Raw genomic sequence first — 18,516 nt, 5'->3', positions numbered from 1 at the left:
AACTTTTACTACAATATGACACTGATTAAATCTATTTCTGGAATAAGGGGAACCATCGGAGGAAACCCTGGTGATAATTTAACCCCTATTGATGCCGTAAAATTCGCTGCGGCCTATGGTATATGGTTAAAAGAATATTCCAAAAAAGATAAGTTGAAAGTGGTTATTGGTAGAGATGCCCGCTTATCGGGAGAAATGATCCAAAATTTGGTGGTCTCGACATTGATTGGTCTGGGAATCGATGTGATCGATTTAGATTTGTCGACAACACCAACGGTCGAAATTGCGGTTCCTTTGGAAGAGGCTGATGGTGGAATCATATTGACGGCCAGTCACAACCCGAAACAATGGAACGCGCTCAAGCTTTTAAATGAAAAGGGAGAGTTTTTAGATGCAGAGCAGGGCGCTAAAATATTAGAGATTGCTGAAAAGGAAGATTTTGCGTTCTCTGAGGTAGATGACCTGGGTACTATTACCAAGAATGATTCGTATATCGATATTCACATCGATGAAGTGCTAGATCTTGATTTAATCGATGCCGATACCATTAGAAAAGCAAAATTTAAGGTGGCTGTAGACGGTGTTAATTCCACCGGGGGTATCGCCATACCAAAGCTTCTGGAGGAGTTGGGTGTAGAAGTCGTCAAATTGTATTGCAAACCGACTGGCCAATTTCCTCATAATCCTGAACCCTTAAAAGAGCATTTGGCAGACATCTGCAAATTGGTAGTTGAAGAGGAGGCCGATTTTGGTATCGTAGTAGACCCAGATGTAGACCGTTTGGCATTTATAGATAATAAGGGTGAAATGTTCGGTGAAGAATACACATTGGTGGCCTGTGCCGATTATGTTTTGGGTAAAACAAAAGGTAATACCGTTTCAAACCTTTCATCTTCACGTGCTTTAAGGGACATAACCCAAAAGCATGGAGGCACTTATGAGGCAGCTGCCGTAGGAGAGGTGAACGTAGTTATTAAAATGAAAGCGAACAATGCCATTATTGGGGGTGAAGGAAATGGTGGAATTATCTATCCAGCAAGTCATTATGGGAGGGATGCCTTGGTCGGTACGGCTATGTTTTTGATGCTCATGGCAGAGCGAGGGGGTACTGTTGCCGAATTAAGAGCAAGTTATCCAGCTTATTTTATGAGTAAGAAGAAAATACAATTGACACCCGAATTGGATGTGGATGGTATTTTAAAGGCCATGGCCGATAAATATAAAAATGAGGATATTTCTACCATCGATGGTGTGAAAATTGACTTTCCTGAAAATTGGGTCCACTTGAGAAAATCGAATACCGAACCGATCATCAGAATATATACGGAAGCTTCCACTCAAGAGAAGGCAGATGTTTTGGCTGATGACATTATTGCCGACATCAAGAATATTGCCGGTATTTAAGTAATGAAAATCATGAAAGCAAAGGGCATTCTATTTGTTCTTGTAGTTTTGTTTGCATCGAAAAATTGGGCGCAGACCGATACTCTTAGGGTAACGAGCTTCAATATTCTTCACGGGGCGACCGTAGAGAATGATTTCAACCTAGATTCAATCGCAGGTGTTATTAAATCATACAATCCTGATTTGGTTGCCATGCAAGAAGTTGACTTTAAGACTGAAAGAGCTATAAAGTATGATTTGCCGACCGAGTTAGGCTATCGTACTCAAATGGCCTCACTTTTTGCCAGAGCGATGTATTATGATGGAGGGGAGTATGGTGAGGGCATTTTATCGAAATACAGTTTTATTGCTACGGAGAATATCGCCTTACCGCATTTGCCTGATTCTGAGCCTCGTGCTGCCGCAGTCGCACTTATCAAAACCAAAAATGGAAATACCATTCAGTTTGTCGGAACCCATCTAGATCATCAGAAAGACGAAAAAGATAGGGAGATGCAAGCTAGGGCATTGGTAGAGCAATTTCATGATACGAACTATGCAACTTTACTTTTGGGTGATTTAAATGCCGAGCCCGATTCCGAGACAATCAGGATTATCAAGACGGTCTTTACCGAACCTGAACATAAAGAAGCCCAGCAGGGGACTTATCCTTCAAATGGGCCTCAAAAGAAAATCGATTATATACTTTACAACCAACCCGATTTATGGGAGGTTATCGATTATCAAGTTTTATGCGAGAACTATGCCAGTGACCATTGTATAGTAATGTCAACGCTTGTTTTTACGCCGTAACCTTTTGGGTGTTGAAATATTCGTCACGTACCACCTTTGCCGTTTTATGGTCTCCGGTGTGGTGCCACCCGGGAGGCATGAAGATATAGCTCATCTTGTTTTTTAGACCCGGTGCTGACCAGACATCTTTGGCCAAGGCTGTAATTTCACCAAAATAGACATCCATAAAATTACCGGAATCCATTTCTCGAGTAATTCCATATTTTATTTTTTCATCTTCGTGTTCTTCTTGATAGGTACCGAAAACCCTATCCCAAATATTTAGAAGGTTACAGAAGTTGGTATCCATATATAGTGGATTTTTAGCATGGTGTACCCGATGGTGCGATGGGGTAAGGATGTATTTTCCCAAAAAACCGAATTGGCCCTTTTTCATTACATTTTCTCCTACGTGAATGAATGCGCCATATGTTCCGTCAATAAACATGATAATGAAAAGCATTTCTGGCTGAACCCCTGCCAGTATACATACTGTAGTTCGAATAGTATCGGCATAAGGTGCCTCAAGAAAAAAATGGGCGTAGGTAACCGATAGGTTCATTTCTTCAGGAGCATGGTGGGTAGAGTGCAAGCACCAAAATAGGCGTACTTTGTGACCGAGGTAGTGATAAATGAAATGGCCAAACTCCCAGATTATATAGGCATAGATGAACCAATACCATGTGGGTTCTGTCTGAAATAAGGCCAATGGCTGAAACCACCCGATACATAGTGTCACCATTGCGATGGCAATAAATCGGCCAATGAATCGATTGAAAATATAGATGAGAAAATTGACACGGTAAACCTTCGTATGGGGCTTTTTGTAGATGAGGCCGAGAATCAATTCTAAAATAACCAATAACGGTATAAGCGGTAAGATAAAAGAGGTTACGCCTTCATAAGTTCTTAGGGCGTCGTAATTGCCGGTACTTAAAATTTCCCATGCTCGGGAAATACCTAAAAAACCGATAAGTTCATCATAAATAGTTTCAAAAATTTCCATGAATAATTTAAATTTTTTTGGATAGTAATAAGTTGTTTGGTCTTGAAATATACCAAGAACTATTTACTATTCCGATTTAAACTTTTCAGGAACTTTATCTCTATGCTTCCAACGGCGATGCGTCCAAAGGTAATGCTCTGGTCTTTCCAGTATTTGCTGTTCGGTAAGCCGCAAGAATGCGTCGGTAATTTCATTTTTAGAAGTTTTTGAACCCGAGTCGGTTATCAAAGTAAACCTGGCATCGTAAAACCCTCTTTTTACTTTCGATACCTTAAGAAATACAACTGCCAAATCCATTTTTCTGGCCATTATTTCAGCACCGTTTACCACGGGCACCTTAATGCCCATAAACTCGGTCCAATAATGGGCCAAGTGCTTTTGCGGAGATTGGTCACTGACCATTCCGAAGATGCCTCTCACTCCGTTCTTATGATTTTTGACTACCGTTGGTACTACTTGTTTTTGTGTAATAAGGGTTGTGTTCCACCGCGAGCGTATTTTACGGATCCATCGGTCAAAATAGGGGTTGCCTATTTTTTGGTAAACGGCGTAGCCTTTAGAACAAAAATAATTGTTGATACTTACGTTCCATTCCCAGTTGGCATAGTGCGAACATACGACCAATACTGTTTTTTCCTTCTCGATATTATGGATCATATCCGGATTGATAACGTTGTATTTCTTTTTGATCTTTTCGGTGCTTATAGACATGGTTTTGACCATTTCTAAAAAAGTGTCGCAAAGATGTGAGTAGAATTTCTTTTCAATAGATTTCAATTCTGCCTCTGGTTTCTCTGGAAATACAAGTCTTAAATTGTTTCTGACGACCTTTGTCCTGTACCCAACAAGTCTATAAACAATAAGGCAGATAAAGTCTGAGAAGGCGTAAAATAAGCGGTGAGGAAGTCTTGAAATGATCCACAAAAGAGGGTAGGCCAAGACAAAGACAAGCAATTGCATGGTTCGGTTTTAATGGGCAAATATAGCTATATTTGGCCCGAATTTAAGGTGTCCTCTATGTACAATCTCGATTTGGCTACCATTGTGGTCATTGCTGCCAATGTTTTGGTTTCCCTAAAAGGTTTTAACGATACATCATTTTTTGAACGCTATAAGTTCAATATTGCGGCCATCAATTCAGGTCAAAAGGATCGCATGGTTACTTCCGGGTTTTTGCATGTAGACTGGGCGCACTTATTTTTCAACATGTTTACCCTTTATTTTTTTGCACCTGTTATCATCGGGTGGTTGGGTACCGGCAAGTTTTTTATTGTCTACTTCGTAAGTCTTCTGGCCGGTAGTTTATTGGCAATGGTCTTCCATAAAAATGAACCTTATTATAGCGCAGTTGGTGCCAGTGGTGCCGTAACCGGCGTATTATATGCGGCTATTTTGCTGCAACCTAATATGCAGCTAGGCATCATGTTCATTCCGATACCCATGCCCGCTTATGTGTTCGGCATCGGGTATTTGCTTTATTCTATCTACGGTATGAAGAGTCGTATAGGCAATATTGGCCATACGGCCCACTTTGGTGGCGCCATAGGCGGTTATCTTACCGTGCTGATTTTCATGCCAAGATTATTGGTAGACGAAACTTTGATGGTTCTCTTATTGGCCGTGCCCATTATAATTTTGTTTGCCATGGAAAAATTGGGAAAGATATAGATATGACTCAGTTTACTCGATTTATTTCCAGTAAACTACATTTTAGGTCATTTCAACTATAGAAAATAAACCATTGGTCGAAAAAAGTTGACCTTTAATATACACTTCGCTTATTTTCGCCGTTAGATTAGAACCCAAATCTAATTGAATTAAACCTACTAGTAATGAAAAGAGTTTCCCTCACAGCTCTAGCTGTGCTCGTGTTGGCTGCTTCTTGTAGCGACGAAACCACGGTGTACAGTGATCCTTCCGAAGATGTTTCGGTAGAAAAGAGCGAATCCGTTTTACAAAATAGTATATTGTTTGATGATGCCGGTGTTCTGGAAATTGCCGGCGAAGCTGCTTTAACGGGCAAGACCGCAAAAGGTGCCGATGAAGAAGCAGGTGATTACCCCTTGACATTGGTCGCCCGTGTTGACCCGCCTTCGTACAGTGGCGCAGAAAACCTAACGGCATCGCATGTTCATGTTGATGGTGATTACGCTTATGTAGCCTATAATACGGTTGAGGACGGTTATGCCGGGGCCATCGACATTGTAAATGTGAGTGATCCCAACGACCCAAGGGTAACTTCTAGATTGTACTACACCAACGCTGATATCAACTCTGTAGAATACAATGACGGTTATGTTTATGCCGTAGGGGGAGTGGATTCCGAAAAATCGGTTAGGGCCACATCCAATTCTTTTGTAGTTAAGATTCCAGTTTCTGGAGGAAGAATGGATACCGGTGGTTTAGCTTATGGATTTCAAGAAGGTTTCAACGCTACCGATATTGAAATTACAGGTAATACCGTTTATGTAACAAGTGGTAAAGACGGTTTGCTTACTGCCTATAACAAAGCAAATCTATCTGTTAAGAACGATGCTTCATTTGCTGATTTACGTTCCGTAGCCCTTCATAATGAAACGGTTGCTGTTCTTGATGCAAGCACTGGGGTAGTTTTGATGGATCAAGGCTTGAACGTGTCTCAGGAAATCGCCATTAGTTCCGATTTTGGGGACTTTAGTAAAAGAACTTTAGATATTTCAGATGATAAGATTGTCGTATCGGAAGGTTCTAAAGGTGCCGGTATTTATGACCGTTCCAATGGAAGTTTGTTGGAATACGTCCCGATTATGATCAATCCTGAAGGTTCTGAGCAGAGCAATAATGTAACCAATGCCGTAGCTACCAACGAAAATATTCTGTTAATGGCCAATGGTGGTGCCGGTCTTTGTCTTTCTGAAACGCAGGCAGACAATACCGATATGGTGGGTATCATCGACTTGAACGGTTCCATCAATTATGTAGAATCAAAAGGAGATTACATTTTTGCAGCTTCTGGTAAAGCTGGTCTTCAAATCGTAAAATTGAACCGACCTGATACCAGTTTGGAAACTCGTTGCCAAGACTTGCCAACTTATTGGGGTAGCTCAACGTTAACGGTTAATGAAGGCGAGGAAAAAGCCTATAGAGGAGCTAAGAGATTCAATAGAATTACAGTAAATGGATCCCTTTTATTGTGCGGTTCTTGGACGGTAAACAACAATTCATATATAAATAGCAACGGTCTATTTGAAATGAACGGTACGTTTGTTATTGGAAGAAACAACAAGCGCAAGAATATCACCGTGAATCAGGGAGCTACTTTTAGAGTAGAGGGTAACCTAACTATTTACGGAGATTTGATTCTTAATGAAGGTTCTACATTGGAGTTCTTGGGTAGCGATTCTAAAGTGAATGTTTTTGGAAGCGTTAAAAAGTTGGGTAACGTAACCATCAAAGGTGAGTTCGAAGACGTAAGAAACAAATTCTAGTAAGAAATATACACAATAAAAAATCCCCGAACCAAGGTTCGGGGATTTTTGTTTCCACTAGGTACGTTCGCATTAATTCAGTAATTCGGCCACTTTGGCTTCCAAAGCAGGACCTCTTAAATTTTTCGCCACGATGACTCCGTTTTCATCCAACAAAAATGCGGCAGGTATGGCATTCACATTATATAGTTTGGCAATCGGATCATTAAAATAAGCCACGTTAGAAACATGGTTCCAAGTAAGTCCGTCATCTTCGATAGCTTCCTTCCATGCGTCTGCGGTTCTATCCAAAGAAACACCTATAATATTGAGTCCTTTGTCATGATATTTATTGTAAACCGCTAGTACATTAGGGTTTTCGGCACGACAGGGCTTGCACCAAGCGGCCCAAAAATCGACCAAGGTCACTTTTCCTAAAACATCGGCCAAGGCCAATTGGTTGCCCTCGGGATCTGGTGCAGAAAACTCAGGAGCTTTTGCACCTATAGAGGTGTTCTTTTCATTTTCCTCTGCTTTTTTTTGAGCTTCAAGTTTTTCTAAAATTCCCTTTGCGGTCTTGGTCTCCTTAATTTCTGGGGATAAGGCATCGTACATACCCTGTGCCTCTTCAGAAGTAATGGCCCCGGTTCCAATAGCCCTTTCGATTAATAAAGCCGAGATCAAGGCATCTGGGTGGGTCTTGATGTAGTCGATTTCAAAATCCTTATACGTCTCTTGAAGTTCCATCATTTCATCACGTAAGGAAATAGCGGTAGCCGTATCCCTTGACATGTTTGCCTGCTGCATATCTTGCTGAATGGATTGGGCCCTTTGGGTAAGTTCCTTTGATTTTTCCATGTAATCGACAAAAACCTCATTCTGAGGTGTACCGGTTACCTCGGCCATACCAAGGCTATCTTTTTGGGCCTTCATCATGATTTCTCCGTTCTCAAGAATAACAGGAGTGAAACCCATAAGATTTTCAACGAAGACATAGTGCATTTCCGGTGCAGGCATTTCCCCATTGAAAGTGAACTTGCCATTCTCGACGGTAGCCGTATCAATATCAACAGGTTGACCGTTTTCACCCACCGCCCGTAAATATACGTTGGTGCCATTTTCAACCTCTCCGGTCAAGTTTCCGGTAAAAGTATAACCCTCAGGTTTTTGGTTACAGGCACTTAGACCGATCAAAATAGATAATGTAACTACTAATTTCTTCATTGTTTTATTTTAAGGTGCGGTAAAAGTAGGCATATCGCTAAAATAAAAAAAGGCCCTTAACAAATAGCGTTAAGGGCCTTTTTAGCACGCAAATTTTTTATCAAAATTGATACCGTACACCAAGAGCAATATCAAAATTAAAGCTGTTGTCAAAATCGCTATAGCCTATAAGCCCCAGTTCGGGCCTAAAATCTAGTGATAACAGCAACGGAAAATCAAAGTTATATTCGACCCCAACATCACCGGCCACGAAAAGAAATAGGCCTCCATCTGGGTGGTAGGGCTGATTGTTATTGTTAAGTCGCGGTTCGAAATCAACATTTCCGGCACCACCACCAACACCGTAGAACCAGTTGAAGCCACGGTCGATGTTATGTACCCATTGATAGAGTCCGGTCAGTTTTAGGGCATCAAACTCTCTACTATCCCTCCAACCCAAATCGATTTCGGCCCTGGTATATCTACCAATTGATTTTTGGTACGATATTTCGGCTCCGAAGCCGTCGCTATCGCCCAGCCTAAGGCCTAGGGCGTGGTCTGCTATTTCTTGGGCATAGAGCCCTGAAACGGCGGTAAAGAAAATTAAACTAAATACTAATTTCATTTTTTTCATAATCATATTCAATTTTGTCTAAAAACAGTTTTAAACTGTCCCTTTCAAGCATAAAAACTTAATTTAGCTGGCAAAATTGTTTTCAATTGAATAAAAATTTACTCCAATCACTGGGCAATTCACTTCAGGGTGAACTTTTATCTGACGAACTTACCAAGGCTTTATATGCAACGGATGCATCGGTGTATAGAAAAATACCAACGGCAGTTGCTTTTCCTAAAAATGAAGAAGACTTAAAGAAAATCATTCGTTTTGCAGGGGAGCATAAGGTGGGTTTAATTCCGAGAACTGCCGGTACTTCTTTGGCAGGGCAGTGTGTTGGCGATGGTATTGTTGTTGATGTATCACGGCATTTCACAAAAATTTTGTCCTTCGATGAGAAGAAAAAGCAAATAACGCTACAGCCTGGTGTGATTAGGGATGAACTCAATCAATATCTTGCCGCTTACGGTCTATTTTTCGGCCCCAATACTTCTACGGCCAATAGGTGTATGATAGGGGGCATGGTTGGAAATAATTCATCAGGTACCACTTCTATTCAATACGGGGTGACCCGCGATAAAGTAGTTTCTATAAAAACTATTTTAAGTGATGGCAGTGAAGCTGAATTCAGTTCTTTGACCAAGACCGAGTTTCAAGAAAAGCTCAAGGGAGATACATTGGAGTCAACTATCTATAATCAGCTTTTCAACGAGCTTTCGAATGCCGAGATAAAGAATGAGATTGTAAAGGAATTTCCCAAACCGGAAATTCACAGAAGAAATACGGGGTACGCTGTAGACGAACTATTGCATAATGGGGTTTTCTCAGATTCTGAAGAAGAATTCAACATGTGCAAACTTTTGAGCGGTTCTGAGGGCACCTTGGCCTTCACAACCGAAATAACGGTGCAGCTCGACGATTTGCCTCCTTCTTATTCCGCAATGGTAGTAACCCATTATAAGACTTTAGAAGATTGCCTGTTAGATGTGGCTCCCGTTATGGAACATTCATTGCATTTATGCGAAATGATGGATAAGGTGATTTTAGATTGCACCAAAAACAATCGGGAGCAGTTACAAAACCGTTTTTTCGTCGAGGGTGATCCTGCCGCTTTGCTCATGTTGGAAATGAAGGCCCATTCAGAGGAAAACCTTCAAGAACAGATACAGTCTTTACAGGCTACAATTTCAAAATCGGGTCTTAGCTATGCCAATCCCATTCTGTATGGAGGCGATATCAATAAAGCCATAGAACTGAGAAAGGCCGGTCTTGGGCTCTTAGGTAATATGGTGGGAGACAAAAAAGCGGTGGCCTGTATCGAAGATACGGCCGTTGCAGTCGAAGACCTCAGTGCTTTTATTTCTGAATTTACAGCGATTATGAAGGGCTACGGACAAAGTGCGGTGTATTATGCTCATGCAGGTGCCGGCGAACTGCACTTACGGCCTATACTCAACCTAAAAAAGAAGGAAGATGTCGGTCTTTTTAGGGATATTACTACCGATGTGGCCAAACTTACCAAGAAATACAAAGGCTCTTTTAGTGGGGAACATGGCGACGGAATCGTAAGGGCCGAATTTATTCCCTTAATGATCGGTGAGAAAAACTACGAACTGCTCAAAAGGGTGAAGTCTTATTTTGACCCTCAGAACCTATTTAATCCTGGAAAAATTGTGGATGCCTATCCGATGGATGCATCCTTGAGATATGAAATAGACCGCAACGAACCCGAAATAAAAACCTTGATGGATTTTTCGGATAGCGAAGGAATTTTGCGTGCCACGGAAAAATGCAATGGTAGTGGCGACTGTCGAAAAACCGAAAGCATGAAGGGCGCTATGTGCCCCAGTTACCACGCTACCAGAAATGAAAAGCACACCACAAGAGGTCGGGCCAATGCTCTTAGGGAATTTTTGACCAATGCGGAACAGCCTAACCGTTTTGACCAAAAGGAACTAAAGGAGGTGCTAGACTACTGCTTGAGTTGTAAAGCATGCTCTAGTGAATGCCCCAGCAACGTTGATATTGCAGCGTTAAAAGCAGAGTTCTTATACCAGTATCAAGAGAAAAATGGGTATTCTCTGCGAAGCAAATTATTCGCTCACAATACCAAATTGAACAAATTAGGAAGTAAGGTATCCGGTCTTACAAATGCTGTGTACGATTCCGCATTATTAGGTGGTTTATTGAAAAAGGGCGCTGATGTGGCACCCCAAAGAAGCTTGCCAAAAGTTTCAAGTTTTAATTTCAATAACCATCTTTTAAATTATAAAAATCAATATACTGCATCCAAAAGAAGTGTGGTGTTGTACATTGATGAATTCAGTCAATATTTAGATGTTGAACTCGGTAAAGATGCCATTGAACTTTTGACCCGACTAGGTTACGATGTTCAGCTTTTTTATGCTGAAAGCGGGCGTACTTATTTATCAAAAGGCTTTTTAAAACAAGCAAAAAAATTGGCGCTCAAGAATATTCCGGCACTTAAGAAATTTGCCGATCAAGGGCTGCCTGTTGTAGGGTTAGAGCCTTCAGCCGTATTATCTTTTCGGGATGAATACAAACGATTTTCAAATGATGCAGAGGCTACCAATGCCGTCGCTTTGAACTCGTATCTGTTAGAGGAATTTTTATCCATCGAAATTCAGAAAGGCGAGCTGACATCCGAATTGTTTACGCAAGAGGCCAAAACCGTTAAAATTCATGGGCATTGCCACCAAAAGGCGTTGAGCAATCAAAAGGTGACTTTTGACGTACTTAACCTTCCCAAAAACTACACGGTTTCCATAATAAGCTCCGGTTGTTGTGGTATGGCAGGATCGTTCGGTTATGAAAAGGAGCATTATGAGGTAAGTATGCAGATAGGTGAGCTAAAATTGTTCCCGGCTGTTAGAAAAAGTTCGGAGGATACTATTATATCCGCGAACGGTACCAGTTGTAGACACCAAATTTATGACGGAACCAAAAGAACGGCGCTGCACCCGGTTACCATATTAAAGAATGCGTTGCTGTAGGCTAAAGCTTTTTCTTTCGCCTTTGCTTCAGTAGTTTGGCCTCCGATTGGGTGGTGATGATTTCGAATAGTTCTTGCATGTCCATTTCACGCAGTTCCATATCCATAAAGAATGGCGATAGTTTGTCATGTTGGTAACGGTACAGTTTCCATCTTTTTAGGCTGTATTCCAGCGCAGTGAGGCTTTTGACCCAATCACCCGAATTCAAATAGGTGCAGGTGCCTTTTTTTGTAATGTAGTCTTCCTTTTTAGGTTGGTGCAAATGTCCACAGACCACATAGTCATAGTGCTTTCGAAGCGCCATTTTAACAGTGTATTTTTCAAAATCTTCAACATATTTCGAATCGGCACCTTCGTTCTCGACCTTATGGGAAAGCGTAGGGCGTTCGCGCCCCATTTTTTTATAGATGTAATTGGCACCCTTGTTAAGGTTGAAAAGTAAATGATAACCTAGACTGCCACATTTGGCCAGCCATTTGGCCTTGATAATGGGCGTGTCAAATACGTCGCCATGAAAGAACCATGCTTTTTTACCATCCAATCGTAAAATAAGTTTATCCACCACATGAACATTTCCCATAGAGGTACCGGTCAATTTTCTAACGATTTCATCGCGGTTTCCGGTAACATAGAATACTTGGGTGCCTTTAGCGGCCATATTCAGTATTTTGCGAATAACCTTCATATGTGGCTGCGGAAAGTAACGTTTGTGAAACTGGCCTATATCGAGTATATCGCCGTTCAACACCAGTTTCTTGGGCTGAATACTGTTTAGGTAGGTGTTGAGCTCATCGGCATGGCAATCGAGCGAACCCAAATGAACATCGGAGATAACGGCAACCTCTAGTTTACGTTTTTTCAATGTAATCTATTTTAATTACAATAAACCAAACCCATATAAACTAAAGGTAAACAAGCTATAAAGAATGCATTATCTTCTGTATCAATGCATAGGCGATAACTTTGCACGACTGTTAATTAAGAATTAACTTTGAGCGCGTGAAAGCAAAAGGTAGTTACTTTAAAATCGTAAATCTTGCCGATTTATTTGAAGTAGCCGACCGTCTTTTACAACTAACCAATTTAACGATTTTAAATGGCGGGAAATACTTTCGGTTCAATTTTTAAACTGACCACTTTTGGTGAATCTCATGGGGTGGCAATAGGAGGGGTCTTAGACGGATGCCCATCAGGAATCACCCTTGATCTTGAAGCAGTTCAAAAGGAGTTAAACCGAAGAAAACCGGGCCAATCGGCCATTGTAACCCAAAGGAAAGAACCCGATACCGTCGAATTCTATTCCGGTGTTTTTGAAGGAAAGACCACTGGTACACCTATAGGCTTTGCCATTCATAATACCAATCAGAAATCGAAAGATTACTCACATATCAAAGACTCATACCGACCTTCTCATGCCGATTACGTTTATGATCAGAAATACGGCTTTCGCGATTATCGAGGTGGAGGACGCAGTTCTGCCAGGGAAACGGCCAGTAGGGTAGTGGCCGGTGCCATTGCCAAACAATTTTTGTCAGATATCAAAATCAACGCCTTTGTTTCGCAAGTTGGTACTCTTAAATTAGATAAACCTTACCAAGAACTTGATTTTGCGCAGATTGAATCGAATCCGGTGCGGTGCCCTGATCCGGCCTTGGCGGTAAAAATGGAGGATTATATTAAAGAAATTAGAAAAGAGGGCGATACCATTGGTGGTGTTATTACCTGTGTAGCGCAAAATGTGCCAATTGGTCTGGGAGAGCCTGTTTTTGATAAATTACATGCCGAACTGGGTAAGGCCATGTTATCGATCAACGCCGTAAAAGGGTTTGAATATGGTAGTGGCTTCGAAGGTGTTGAAATGAAGGGAAGTGCCCATAACGATCAATTTAAGTCGGACGGTACCACTAAGACCAATTACAGTGGGGGTATTCAAGGCGGTATCAGTAATGGAATGGATATTTACTTCAATGTGGCCTTTAAACCGGTAGCTACACTTATACAGCCTTACGAGACGATTGATAAAGAAGGCAATAAGGTGCAGACCCAAGGCAAAGGCCGACACGACCCTTGTGTAGTGCCTAGGGCCGTACCCATTGTTGAGGCTATGACGGCCTTGGTTTTGGCAGATTATACCCTGCTTAATCGCACGATACAAAGAAATGGATAGTTCTTTTTAGGAAATTGATATTTCCTTTGAGGTGCGAGATATAGTTTTTCGGCTTTCAAGTCAAAAACAGTATATTACTTACCTAAACTAGCGATGCATGCGAAAAATGGAATTACACTGGAAGATTCTCATCGGAATGGTTTTGGGAATCCTCTTTGGATTTTTAATGACCAATTTTGAATGGGGACCTAAATTCATACAAGATTGGATCAACCCTTTCGGTACTATTTTTGTCAAGCTATTGAAGCTTATCGCCATTCCGCTCATCTTGGCATCATTGGTTAAGGGTATTTCTGACTTGAAGGATATTTCAAAGTTCAGGAACATCGGTCTAAGAACCATTGCCATATACATCGCTACTACGATTGTTGCCATCACTATCGGCCTGTTATTGGTCAATTTGATTAAACCTGGTAACGGTATTTCTGAGGACACCATAGCGCAATTGACCGAAACCTATTCCAATGACAGTGGCGTTACCTCAAAATTAGAGGAAGCTTCAAGACAAAAAGAAAGTGGACCGCTACAGTTTTTGGAAGATATGGTTCCTGATAATGCTTTTAATGCGCTTGGGGACAATAGTTCAATGCTTCAAGTGATATTTTTCACCATATTTCTGGGTATTTCAATGCTTTTAATAGGTGAGAAAAAGGCAAAACCTCTAAAAGATTTTTTCGATTCGTTGAACGATGTGGTGCTTAAAATGGTCGATCTGATCATGTTATCGGCACCGATAGCCGTTTTTGCCTTACTATCGAACGTAGTGGTCTCTTCTGGTGATCCCGACCTGCTTTTGGCCCTTTTAAAATATTCAGGAGTGGTCGTTCTGGGCCTAATTCTGATGATTGTATTCTATAGCTTGGTTGTGGGTACTTTTACACGCTACAACCCGTGGACATTTTTGCAAAAAATCAGCCCTGCTCAACTGTTGGCCTTTAGTACCAGCTCCAGTGCGGCGACCTTGCCTGTCACTATGGAAAGGGTAGAGGAACATATCGGTGTGGATAAGGAAATTTCAAGTTTTGTACTGCCGGTAGGTGCCACCATCAATATGGATGGTACAAGTCTTTATCAAGGGGTAGCAGCCGTTTTTATTTCGCAGGCACTTGGTTTTGAACTTACATTTAGTGGACAATTGACCATTGTTTTAACTGCTTTGTTGGCATCGATCGGTTCGGCTGCTGTACCAGGTGCCGGAATGGTCATGTTGGTCATTGTTCTTGAGGCTATCGGCTTTCCTGCCGATAAATTGGCTATAGGTCTTGCCTTGATCTTTGCGGTCGATAGACCATTGGATATGTTGCGAACCGTTGTGAATATTACGGGGGATGCCACTGTTTCTATGATGGTCGCGAAGTCGGTAGGGCAAACCATCAAGCCTAAAGTGAAAAATTGGGACGATAACCTTGACGAGGTTCGGTAATAGTTTTAACCATCAAACTGCCGGTAACGCGCCAGAGTGAACATATAAATTCCGTAACAGATGAGTCCGGCCGCCACGGTTCCCATGAGCCAAGGTCCTGAGGTCGTTTCTTGAAGAAAGGAGAACGCCTCACCGGTACCCTTCATTTCTTCCGAGCTTGCTCCGGAATAGCTAAGGCCTGCCTTCAGAAAAAAATACGCTACGATAGATGTAAGAATACCTCTGGCAATTAATCCAGCATATCCCGTATTCTTGATGAGCTTTCTTTTGGTCTCATCCGAAAGGGAACTAATATGAAACTTCTTTAGAAAGTCACCCTTATATGCCTTGATGAATTGGTAAATGCCTTTTCCTGCCAGAGCAAAACCGATGATGATAAAAGCATAGGTTTTTACTCGGTTACCCAAAAAGCCCAGCGTACCGCCCGAACCTTTTGCCGGCTCGTAAAAAATTTCAAAAATGGCGAACAGGCCCAGGCCCAAGTAAATGGCGCCACTAATAAAAAAGGAAACTCGTTTCACCATTCCCTTTTTATCAGAACCAATGCCTTCAGGATCTCGAATACTCTGTATAAACCGCCAAAAGGCATAACAAATCAAACCTAGCCCCAATAAGGCCAATAATATTTTTCCGAAGGGTTGTTGCTCTAAGAACTCGATTACCTGAAACTTTCCTGCTTTTGAGCCGCCTAAATTGAAGGCGGACAAAAGAGCCAATAAACCGGAGAGCGCATATACGGCACCTTTGGCTATAAAACCTGCAAATGCGGCCTTTTTTATTTTATCATCCAATTTTTTATGTTTTGAATGACAATATTATTTGATTGAAATAGAGGGTGTTGGCTCTATAAAAACAACTTTTAGGCGATTTGAAAATCGACTATAAAAATTTGGCCTTTAGCTCAGGAGTGGGAATCATACATTGGTCTTTTTTACCGTACCAGTTGTATCTATTACGCGCTATAAAATCATATACGATATCGCGGATAGGTGAGGGAATCCAAGCGAATACCGATGAAATGCCCTTGTAGCCTGAAAGCTGTTTGCCAATTTCGAGGGCAGCGGTCGATTTGGTGTAATAGGCCGTACCAGGGTCAATGAGAATTATGGAATCTACCTTTGAGGTATCGATACCACGCTCTTTGGTCAGTTGCTGGCCAATTTCACTTTGCAAGGCGGCATATCGAAAAACATCTTTTTTATCCCTTTGGATGACAAACTGAACGGCATTGTTGCAAAGATTGCATACCCCGTCAAAAAGAATGATTTGTTTGTTTTTTTCCATGCTGCTATCAAGCGACCTTTTTTAAATTAAGGTTGCGATGCAAAGATATAGTGATTAAAGGTAACTGCTTAAAAGGGAAAGTGAATTTTAATAACTGATAAGTGATTGAATAAGTTTATGGAAATAATAAAGAAATGGGCCGATGGGATTATTCGGCCCATTTCTTAATTTCGTCTTAAGCCTCAATAGGTTCAGAAACTCCCAAGTGTTCTTTGAAGAAAGGTGATAATTGAGCGACGGCTTCGTCCAAATATTCTGGAATGTCATATAGTTTCATATGATTCGCTCCCTCAACAATATACATTTCTTTATTATCCGATCCGGCACGCTCCATCAGGTCATCACTCATCCACTTAGATTCAGCCGCACTTCCCGCAACTACAAATAACGGTTGTGTTAGATAGATTTCGGCCATATTAAATGCATCGTAAGTGACCAATTGGGTCAAGCTTCGGGCTGTGCCATAGCCAGGAGCAGTTGAACATTGCGCTCTGTCAGTATGATAATACTCCCAAGCTTCCTTTAAATCAGTATATGGCGTATCTTCTTTCTTCATTGGAGCCATTGGCATTTGAACTACATCATCACCTTTTGCTTCTTGTGAGCGCGCTGTAGCTCCAAATTCAAGCCACTTGATAGCATCTTTCATGTCTTGGTCACCCAGCCATCCTTTGCTGAACATATGACCGATATTTACAGCACTGACCGTACCAACCGCTTTAATTCTTTTATCGTTGATAGCAGCATTTACCGTATAGCCACCGCCGGCACAAATCCCCCAAGCACCAATACGATCACTATCTACATAATCTAAAGTGTTCAAGTAATCAATTGCTGAACTGACATCTTCAGTTCTTACATAAGGATTCTCTAATTGACGAGGTTCTCCGCCACTTTCACCTTGATAAGAAGCATCTGTGACTATAGTTATAAAACCGTGCTCTGAAAACTTCCTCCCATAAATACCCGCAGTTTGTTCTTTTACACCACCTCCAGGATGCGTTATTACCAATGCAGGATGTTTTTTATTTTCATCGAAATCATCAGGAAAATTTAGATAAGCGGACATCATCAGCCCGTTATTTGTGTTCTTGTAAGAAATTTTTTGTTGTGACATCATATAGAGTTTTAATATTAATAATGATACGTTTATCAATATTACCCAACAATATGAACTTCTTACTGGACGATTTACTGAAAAAAAAGAAACATTTTACAGATAAGCGGTATTCTAGCCGTTGTTAAGAGCTCTTTGCTTTATTCTATACTGTTTTGGGGTAAGCTGTGTTTGTTTTTTGAATAGTTTGGCAAAATAGTTGGGGTAGTCAAAACCTAATTCAAATGCTATTTCCGAATTAGTAAGTTTGCTTTCGAGAAGTAGTTTTTTTGCTTCATGCGTAATGTGTTCATGAATAGTTTCAATTGCTGATTTATGGGTGAAAGTTTTTAAAACATCACCCAAATAATTAGGTGTCAGTTTCATCTTCTCGGCAAAATAGTGTACCGAGGGCACGCCTTTGGTTCTACCGTCATAGTAGTCTCTCAGAAGCTGTTGAAACTCGCTTACTATATAGTTGTACTTTTTTGCTTCTGTAGAAAACTGTCTTTTATAGAAAGATTCTACCAAATTCAGAATTAGATTCACATAGGCCAAAAGTACATCTTGACCTGTATTTTTATTATTCGCCTTCTGCATCAAATTCTCGTAAAGAAGAACAATCTCCTTCTCTTCCTCCTCATTCAAAAACAAGGCCTCATGGTAGCCGTATTCGAGAAAGTTTTGAAAAAGGTAACGGTTATCTTCAATTATCTTCTTTGATAATTGTAGATAAAAACCTTCAAATAAATCATCTAACCCCCATTCATAAAGTTTTCCAGGGCTATTGAAAAATACTGCTGTAATAGGTTTTGGGTCAGTATGGTCAAAGTTTGGGGAGTCGGGATTTATATAATTCGTTTTAAAGGAAATTCGATAAAAATCAATATAAATCCCATCAGATTTTAGAAGGGTGTTTTCCGGATAGCGCCCAACATCAATATCTTCATCGATTGGCTCATCAACACCAATGAAATTATTAAATGATTTAAAATCGGTAAATTTTTTCATTTGCATATGGGAAATTTTTGGGGGCCCTTGCCTCTTGTGAAGTTAATGCTTTTAAAAACTTCTATTGGCAACTTA

16 protein-coding genes are annotated in these 18,516 nt (G+C 40.9%); 7 read left to right on the top strand and 9 right to left on the bottom strand.

The genetic code is table 11. From position 1 onward, the window contains the following. The first annotated feature begins 15 nt into the window (after positions 1 to 15). Positions 16 to 1,404, top strand: a complete 1,389-nt coding sequence (glmM, locus tag D1013_RS12635; RefSeq protein WP_121849172.1) for a phosphoglucosamine mutase — start codon at positions 16 to 18, stop codon at positions 1,402 to 1,404. 12 nt (positions 1,405 to 1,416) lie between these two features. Beyond that, a complete protein-coding gene (locus tag D1013_RS12630; RefSeq protein ID WP_121850724.1) occupies positions 1,417 to 2,196 on the top strand; it encodes an endonuclease/exonuclease/phosphatase family protein in 780 nt (259 codons plus the stop codon). Here D1013_RS12630 and D1013_RS12625 read toward each other — a convergent pair. After that, the gene (locus D1013_RS12625; RefSeq protein WP_121849171.1) at positions 2,186 to 3,181 is read right to left on the bottom strand and encodes a sterol desaturase family protein; all 996 of its coding nucleotides are present in this window, start codon (positions 3,179 to 3,181) and stop codon (positions 2,186 to 2,188) included. The genes D1013_RS12630 and D1013_RS12625 overlap by 11 nt on opposite strands. 66 nt (positions 3,182 to 3,247) lie before the next feature. Next, positions 3,248 to 4,141, bottom strand: coding sequence for a lysophospholipid acyltransferase family protein (locus D1013_RS12620; RefSeq protein ID WP_121849170.1), 894 nt, complete (start codon positions 4,139 to 4,141; stop codon positions 3,248 to 3,250). A 57-nt stretch (positions 4,142 to 4,198) separates the two neighbouring features. Between D1013_RS12620 and D1013_RS12615 the strand changes: the two genes are divergently transcribed. Together D1013_RS12615 and D1013_RS12610 are read left to right on the top strand one after the other, a co-directional pair. After that, positions 4,199 to 4,849 carry a rhomboid family intramembrane serine protease gene (locus D1013_RS12615; protein WP_121849169.1) on the top strand — a complete coding sequence of 217 codons (651 nt, stop codon included), beginning with the start codon at positions 4,199 to 4,201 and terminating at the stop codon, positions 4,847 to 4,849. A gap of 164 nt (positions 4,850 to 5,013) precedes the next feature. Continuing rightward, positions 5,014 to 6,648, top strand: coding sequence for an LVIVD repeat-containing protein (locus D1013_RS12610; RefSeq protein ID WP_121849168.1), 1,635 nt, complete (start codon positions 5,014 to 5,016; stop codon positions 6,646 to 6,648). 72 nt (positions 6,649 to 6,720) lie between these two features. Here the strand turns inward: D1013_RS12610 and D1013_RS12605 are convergent, their stop codons facing one another. Beyond that, positions 6,721 to 7,851, bottom strand: coding sequence for a TlpA disulfide reductase family protein (locus D1013_RS12605; RefSeq protein ID WP_121849167.1), 1,131 nt, complete (start codon positions 7,849 to 7,851; stop codon positions 6,721 to 6,723). A 100-nt stretch (positions 7,852 to 7,951) separates the two neighbouring features. Then, entirely contained in the window at positions 7,952 to 8,464 is a 513-nt protein-coding gene (locus D1013_RS12600; RefSeq protein ID WP_121850723.1) for a hypothetical protein, read from the bottom strand. An 86-nt stretch (positions 8,465 to 8,550) separates the two neighbouring features. Between D1013_RS12600 and D1013_RS12595 the strand changes: the two genes are divergently transcribed. Further along, positions 8,551 to 11,460: an FAD-binding and (Fe-S)-binding domain-containing protein gene (locus D1013_RS12595; RefSeq protein ID WP_121849166.1), complete on the top strand. Its 2,910-nt coding sequence runs from the start codon at positions 8,551 to 8,553 to the stop codon at positions 11,458 to 11,460. Between the two features lies 1 nt (position 11,461). Here the strand turns inward: D1013_RS12595 and D1013_RS12590 are convergent, their stop codons facing one another. Beyond that, positions 11,462 to 12,322 (bottom strand): UDP-2,3-diacylglucosamine diphosphatase, encoded by an 861-nt coding sequence (locus D1013_RS12590; protein ID WP_121849165.1) that lies wholly within the window; start codon positions 12,320 to 12,322, stop codon positions 11,462 to 11,464. Positions 12,323 to 12,556: 234 nt separating this feature from the next. Between D1013_RS12590 and aroC the strand changes: the two genes are divergently transcribed. Both aroC and D1013_RS12580 read left to right on the top strand, forming a co-directional pair. After that, complete coding sequence (aroC, locus tag D1013_RS12585; RefSeq protein WP_121849164.1) at positions 12,557 to 13,627, top strand: chorismate synthase; 1,071 nt, start codon at positions 12,557 to 12,559, stop codon at positions 13,625 to 13,627. Positions 13,628 to 13,724: 97 nt separating this feature from the next. Further along, on the top strand, positions 13,725 to 15,050 hold the full coding sequence (locus D1013_RS12580; protein ID WP_121849163.1) for a dicarboxylate/amino acid:cation symporter: 1,326 nt from the start codon (positions 13,725 to 13,727) through the stop codon (positions 15,048 to 15,050). Positions 15,051 to 15,055: 5 nt separating this feature from the next. Here the strand turns inward: D1013_RS12580 and D1013_RS12575 are convergent, their stop codons facing one another. The 4 genes from D1013_RS12575 to D1013_RS12560 all read right to left on the bottom strand — a co-directional run bounded on the left by D1013_RS12575 (position 15,056) and on the right by D1013_RS12560 (position 18,447). Next, positions 15,056 to 15,841 (bottom strand): DUF1206 domain-containing protein, encoded by a 786-nt coding sequence (locus tag D1013_RS12575; protein WP_121849162.1) that lies wholly within the window; start codon positions 15,839 to 15,841, stop codon positions 15,056 to 15,058. Between the two features lie 88 nt (positions 15,842 to 15,929). Then, positions 15,930 to 16,334: a thiol-disulfide oxidoreductase DCC family protein gene (locus D1013_RS12570; protein WP_121849161.1), complete on the bottom strand. Its 405-nt coding sequence runs from the start codon at positions 16,332 to 16,334 to the stop codon at positions 15,930 to 15,932. 175 nt (positions 16,335 to 16,509) lie between these two features. After that, the gene (locus tag D1013_RS12565) at positions 16,510 to 17,406 is read right to left on the bottom strand and encodes an alpha/beta hydrolase (protein ID WP_205601246.1); all 897 of its coding nucleotides are present in this window, start codon (positions 17,404 to 17,406) and stop codon (positions 16,510 to 16,512) included. A 159-nt stretch (positions 17,407 to 17,565) separates the two neighbouring features. Continuing rightward, entirely contained in the window at positions 17,566 to 18,447 is an 882-nt protein-coding gene (locus tag D1013_RS12560) for a helix-turn-helix domain-containing protein (protein ID WP_225621461.1), read from the bottom strand. Positions 18,448 to 18,516 lie beyond the last annotated feature (69 nt).

The sequence above is a fragment of the Euzebyella marina genome (assembly GCF_003687485.1).
GTDB classification, from domain to species: domain Bacteria; phylum Bacteroidota; class Bacteroidia; order Flavobacteriales; family Flavobacteriaceae; genus Euzebyella; species Euzebyella marina.
This window is presented reverse-complemented; position numbering and strand designations above follow the sequence as displayed.